We start from the raw sequence: 6515 nt of genomic DNA on the forward strand, positions 1-6515 counted from the left end.
ATTATTTTTCTCGATCACTTAAATATGTCACTAAAGCTGAAAGAAAATTTCGTGCATCATCAGAAATATTCATTTTTGCAAGCGCGTTTTTTCCGTCTGCGATTAGCTCTTGCATATACTTCTCCACATCCGCCAACGCACCAGTTTCCTCCATAATATGTTGAAACCTTTTTACTCCTTTATCGTCGATTTTTTGATCACCCAACAGTGACATGATCTCTTTTTTTGTTTTTTTGTTCGCATTTTTTAGCGCTGTTTCAACAAGCAATGTTCTTTTGCCCTCTGCAATATCAGAGCCGACAGGCTTTCCTGTTTTTTTTGCATCTCCATAAATCCCCAATATATCATCTCTGATTTGAAATGCTATGCCAACCGGTATGGAAAACTTCTCGATCTTTTTGCAGAAATCATCATCGGCGTCAGCAAGAATTGCACCAAGCTTCAAAGGACCATCAAATGTATACCGTGCCGTTTTATTTTCATACATACGCAAAATCGCTTGTCTTGTTACTTTATGACCATACTCCATATATATATCCTGCACTTCTCCTACACATGTCAATCCGACGATCTCCTGCAATTTATTCAATGCACGTACGATTGTACGTGGCTCAAATTTTGATGAAAACAAAACCTGATTACCCAAAGAATACACAAAATCACCAGAAATGATTGCTATAGACTTTCCAAAATGTTCCGCATCACTTCCGCAAAAAAATCTTCTATAATAATCACGATAGTGCGCATGGATCGTTTGCTTGCCATGTCGCAAATCATCCCGATCAATGATATCATCATGCATGAGAAGAAATGCGTGGATGAGTTCGATACTGATGGATGTTTTGATGATTTCCTTTCGATTCGTGCCGCCAGCCGCATGATAACCCCAATACATCATGATAGGACGAATGCGCTTTCCTCCCGCAAGCATCGTTTTTTTGAAATACTTTACCGCCGATGCCATAAAAACATCCGTCTTTTGCGCCTCCTTGATCACGGAATCAAGATATGTAACCATTTCCTGATCGATCTCTTCTTTGAGAATGTGCATCTCGCTCTTGATATTCATAAAAATATTTAATATACATTGCGGAGTATTGTACTATATTTTGCAGAAAAAAGCTATCACGGGCATAAAAGAGGTTTTTTATTTTTCTTTTGTGCCCAACAACAACCTTTTAACACTGCCTCCTACAATACTAATAAGCAAACCAAATAATATCAATCCGACAAATCTGGTCACGATCACAACAATTTCCCCGGCAACAGTTTGTGGCATAGTCTGTGACACACCACCAAGCAACACCTTACTGCTCCAGATCATCGCATAGGGTATGTTGGAAAATTCCACACGACCACCCTCAAAAAACCAGATCATCGTCCCACTAAAAAGAATTGCCGTAATAAAAGTTGCAACATAGATTTGCACAGTGAGAGAAAAAAGAGCATCATGCCCGTGATCTTCAATATCATCATAGCCTTTGTGCATACGCACCAATTTTGCCAAACGTATCATACGCAAAAACCGGAGAACACGCAAAAACCGCACGCTTTTCAAAAATGTAAGATTTGCCACTCCTAAAAACGATGGGACGATTGCAATCAGATCGATAATACCGAAAAAGCTCCGCATGTATTTTAATGGACGATCTGCCGCAATGAGCCTGCCGACATACTCTAGAAAAAAGAAAAAAACTGCACCAAATTCAATGAAAAGAAAAATATCCGTGTAACCGGATAATCTCTGTACCGTTTCCAAAACGATCACAAAAACAGAAATGATAGTGAGAATTGCAAAAAAATCATTCACCAAAACAAATGAGCGTGCATTCACATCATTAAAGGCTTTATTACATATTTCTTTTATCGTACGTTTTTGCATGCTCATTGATAAGAATTGTCTTTAAAAATACACCTCATCATCTATTATACTCCGTTCTCTATGTTTTTTGCAAAAAGAAAACCAGCTGAATCCATTATTCTTTCGCACATGTCAACACATTCAATAATGTTATATATTCTTCTACTATATGATCACCATATTTATGATCAATTTCCCGCTTCAAAAAATTCCCCGAAAGAATATCCTGCGCAAAGTTATTGATCTCTTTTTTGATCTGTACAACATCTTCCACAGAAACGAGGATCTTCTCTCGTTCATACGCATGCGTTTGCGGATGTGGTTCAATAAAATCTAGCAAACCGGCTGTCATGTTATACTGTCCATCATGATAGCGATCCAACAATAGTTTATAAAAAACAACCTGTCTCTTGAGAGCAATGCGTTCCTCTTTTTTCTTTTTGCTCCATGGTTTTCCGGATTTATAGTCAACCACGACAACTGTTCCATCCGGCAAAAGTTCCATCTTATCAACCACGCCGGTAAGAAGAATTTCATTGCCATCGTCCAATGTAAACGGTATACCTGTGATCTTTTTTTCCAATTCTACATTGATTGTGAACTCCTGCGCATATTTTTTGTAATATCCACGCAATGCTTCTACACTACTCTTTTTTATCGCTGCACTATATTCACGTGGCACACGCATGACATTGATCATGCGTTCAAACTGCGCGATTAACTCATCTTCTGAGAGAATTGCTCCGCGAGATTTTGATAAAACAAAAAATTTTTCCAATGCGGCATGCATGATCGATCCCTTGATCATCGTTTTACTTTGCACACTTGGCAATCGCACGAGATTACGAAAAAAGTACTTGAGCGGAGAATCATAATAATTATTGAGAGCCGTTGCGGATAACGGCGTTTGCAAAAATTTATCCCTGATGAATTCCACTGATACCAATGAGAGCGCTTGACTCATGCGTGGCAGAAAAAAAATATCATATTGAGCACTCATTGGTGTTTCCATGTCGATCAGATCAGCAGAAAGATCAGAAATAAAAAGTGATGGTGATTTTTCACGACCGGCATGATCGTGTTGTGCATACGTAATTGTCAACGACTTTTTGGCTCGCGTAATTGCCACATAGAACAATCGCCTCTCATCCTCCATGTCGCCTTCACATGTATCGATCGGTAATTGAAAACGTTCCTTTTTCTTTTTTCCGCCCCACAATCCATGCACGACGTTTGTGATATACACATGCTCGAATTCCAATCCCTTTGATCCATGTGCTGTCATCAACTGTACGCCACGACCATGAGCATTTCGCACAACATCCATCGAAAGACCATACTTCTCGAATGTATCCAAGTAGATGATCAGATCATGTAAAGCAAAACCCTCTCTTTGCATTACGCATTCTTTTAACTCGTCAAACAATCTACCGAGTTTTTCCAGGGTGGATATATGATCTTTTCGCGAAAGAATCAATGGCAAAAATCCGGATTCCCGTATGAGATTTTCAAAAAATTCCACGAGAAACATCTCTTGCGAAAGTTCTTTTTGTTTTTTGATAAATGCGTGCAACGCCAAAACAGATGCTTTCTTTGCATTTTCTTTTGCTAAAAAAAAAGTGTACAAACCTTGCATGCTTGGTGCATGTCGATATGCGTCAAGCAATGTGATCGCATCATCAATATCAACGCGGGAAAGATCCGACAGCAGCAGTGCGGCGAGATTTTGATCATTTAGCGGATCATCAATCACCGTGAGAAGTGTGATCAATTTTTTAATATCATTGTCTTGCAGTGCATTTTGTCTAGTGATGAGGTCAAAAGGGATATTCAGTTTTTCAAAGACCTCTTTGATATATATTACATTGTGATGTTCTCTATAAAAAACGGCAATATTGGAAGCCTCGACACCACGCTCCAATTTACTTTTGATATCTTCTGCGATAGAAATAAGTTCATCCTTATATGTCTTAAAACGAATGACGCGAATGTGCGCATCCTCTTTTTTTATCGCGGTCAACTCTTTGTGATTTTTATCACTATCGCCACTGCTAATGAGCGTATGAGCTTCATCCAAAATGCCCTGTGCACTGCGATAATTATCTTCCAATTTGATCACGATCGCCTTTGGATATTTTTTTTCAAACCGCAAAAAATTCTCCACGCTCGCCCCCTGAAAACGATAGATCGCCTGTTTGTCATCACCAACCGTAAAAAGATTTGGACTGTCCCCAATATACAGCTGATCGGTCAATGCTTCAATGATACGATTTTGCCCATCATTTGTGTCCTGATGTTCATCCACCAATATATAGTGATATTGTTCCCGCAAAATCGATGCAAATTCTTCATTTTTTTCCGCAACAATAATAAATTGCATGATCATATCAGCAAAATCATAAAGACCCTCTTCTTGCAAATATTGCTGATATGCGCGATATATTTTTTCTAATTCTCTATTTTTTTCAACCGGATGCAATACACCGATCTTTAAATCACCTTTTCTATTGTTCTTTGTCGCACGTTTGAAATATGATTCTGGATCCGCCAGAATGGCTTTTTCCTGCAAATCAATACGCACGAGAAAATCATCCGGTGAGACACCCTCTCGTTTTAACTGATCAATCGCCCACAAAATGTCCTTGGTATAATGATGATCACTGGCAAATGTGGTCAGTACCGCAAAATCATTTTCTGAAAGAATTTTTTCCACAATATGGATCCTCTCAATTTCTGACGCAACATGTGCATATGCAATTGCCGGAAAATAATCTGCAAAACGCGCAATATGATCTTCACAAAAACTATGAAACGTACAAATATTCACCCGATAGGCATCTTCCGCACCGATAAACATTGCCAAACGCGCACGCATTGCCATAACACCAGCGTTTGTAAATGTCAGTGCCAAAATATTTTCCGGTTCAATCCCAGCTCCAGAACTGCGAAGAATATTGGCAATACGCAACGTTAATATCTGCGTTTTGCCCGTCCCCGGTCCGGCAATGACAATTACAGGTCCTTCAATCGTATCAACAGCTTTTTTTTGTTGTACATTGAGAAGCTCATATTGCTCATTAAATGCATGAACAAAATCATTCTTATTTTTCTTCATATTCCGCTTCTTTTATTTCATTCACTTTTGTCACATTTCGCTTGAACAAATGTCCGAGATCAATACCAAAATATGCCAATGAGGATAAAAGAAGCGTTGTGGCTGTTACCTCATCCACATTACCTATCAACGGAATATTATCAGGTAATATTTCAAAAAGGCCTGCAGTCGGATTGATCAAATACAGAAAAGCCAATACACCAATAATGCCAACGATGATCGATTTCATAAAAACAATGATTATACTCTTATGCTAATCATCATACCGCATAACACAAAAAATCAAAAGCAATCGCTTTTTTGAATAATGCAAGTACATATACTAAACACTTACAAAGCGATCATCTCAGCATCTCGTTGTGATTTTACAATATTGATAAATTTAAATTCTCGTAACAACATAAAGCCAAAACGTGAAAAAATGACCGCAAAAAACTTTCCGATAGTAGCTAAAGATAAAACAATGAGAAAGAAGATTGCCGTAAAAAATTCTGCCCGATGATCAAAAAGAAAATCATTTGACATGATCAAATGCTGTAATTGCATAGAGATCAGTTCCGATATTACACAGGAGGCCAATTCATCACCGCGAACTTCCCGTCCAATTTTTTCTGATATACCGCTTTTAATATCTTCTATTGCTTGTGCCTCTATATTGTTCTGCACCTTTTCGATCGCGATACCCATGCTACCGGCCCACCGTACGATCATACCTTGATCCTCTACTGAAACCCCTGCATTTTTATTTTCTTTGGTATATACATCACGAATTATGAGCAGGAGAAAATTATCTACCGTCATTGTATCAAGCGTGATATTTTCGACATTACTTTTTTTGATGACCATATCAGTAAGCACATTAATGATCTTTATGTGCTCATTTGCATCAAAAACATAGTTTTCATTGCCTTTCAACAAAAAATAATATTGACTTGTCACGACACAGACCATCGCAAATCCAACATAAAAGATCCCGCTCCGCACGATCGTCTTCATGTCAATCATCAAAAGGTTAAAAAGCGTATATCGCATTGTGAGCAATCCATACATGGCAACAAAAACCATTACGATCACAACCACAATGTGCCCCAATGTCGGTGTAAAGATTATGCTTGGCAAGAAAGCGATGAAAACGATCGGTGAAATTAATTTTTTAACCCCAACCGTTACAGCAAAAATGGACAATAATGCAGCAAAGATCGTTGCGCTAAAAAATGGCACGAGCCATGCGCTTTGAGATTCTCCATTCATCGCGCGCGTCACGATCAGAAAGAAAATCGCTCCACAGGCCGTGATCAAAACAGCAAATACCATATCGATCGTGCGTATTTTTTTTGGATTCATTCCTTCTGCCGCACCCATAATTTTTTATTTTCTAAGTCTTTTTTTAATTTTTTTCCCCTGTACCAGTGCGGTACAGGGCACAGCCCTGTTGCCGAATGGTACGGGGCACAACCCTCTTCCCAAATTAGCACAAGACAAGCCATTCTATAATTCCTACTCCCACTCCCCAACTCCTACCCCCTAATTGTAATACCC

At 38.7% G+C, this 6515-nt stretch carries 5 protein-coding genes; all 5 read right to left on the reverse strand.

Going from position 1 to position 6515, the window contains the following annotated elements:
* Position 1: 1 nt before the first annotated feature.
* The 5 genes from WC819_02415 to WC819_02435 all read right to left on the reverse strand — a co-directional run bounded on the left by WC819_02415 (position 2) and on the right by WC819_02435 (position 6338).
* On the reverse strand, positions 2-1069 hold the full coding sequence (locus tag WC819_02415; GenBank protein MFA5986178.1) for a polyprenyl synthetase family protein: 1068 nt from the start codon (positions 1067-1069) through the stop codon (positions 2-4).
* Positions 1070-1147: 78 nt separating this feature from the next.
* Positions 1148-1888, reverse strand: a complete 741-nt coding sequence (locus WC819_02420; GenBank protein MFA5986179.1) for an ion transporter — start codon at positions 1886-1888, stop codon at positions 1148-1150.
* Positions 1889-1976: 88 nt separating this feature from the next.
* Entirely contained in the window at positions 1977-4976 is a 3000-nt protein-coding gene (locus tag WC819_02425; protein MFA5986180.1) for an ATP-dependent DNA helicase, read from the reverse strand.
* Positions 4963-5205: a DUF1232 domain-containing protein gene (locus tag WC819_02430; GenBank protein ID MFA5986181.1), complete on the reverse strand. Its 243-nt coding sequence runs from the start codon at positions 5203-5205 to the stop codon at positions 4963-4965. The genes WC819_02425 and WC819_02430 overlap by 14 nt, the downstream gene beginning before the upstream one ends.
* Before the next feature lie 101 nt (positions 5206-5306).
* Entirely contained in the window at positions 5307-6338 is a 1032-nt protein-coding gene (locus WC819_02435; GenBank protein ID MFA5986182.1) for a hypothetical protein, read from the reverse strand.
* Positions 6339-6515 lie beyond the last annotated feature (177 nt).

Source organism: Parcubacteria group bacterium (assembly GCA_041660065.1).
GTDB lineage: Bacteria > Patescibacteriota > Minisyncoccia > Moranbacterales.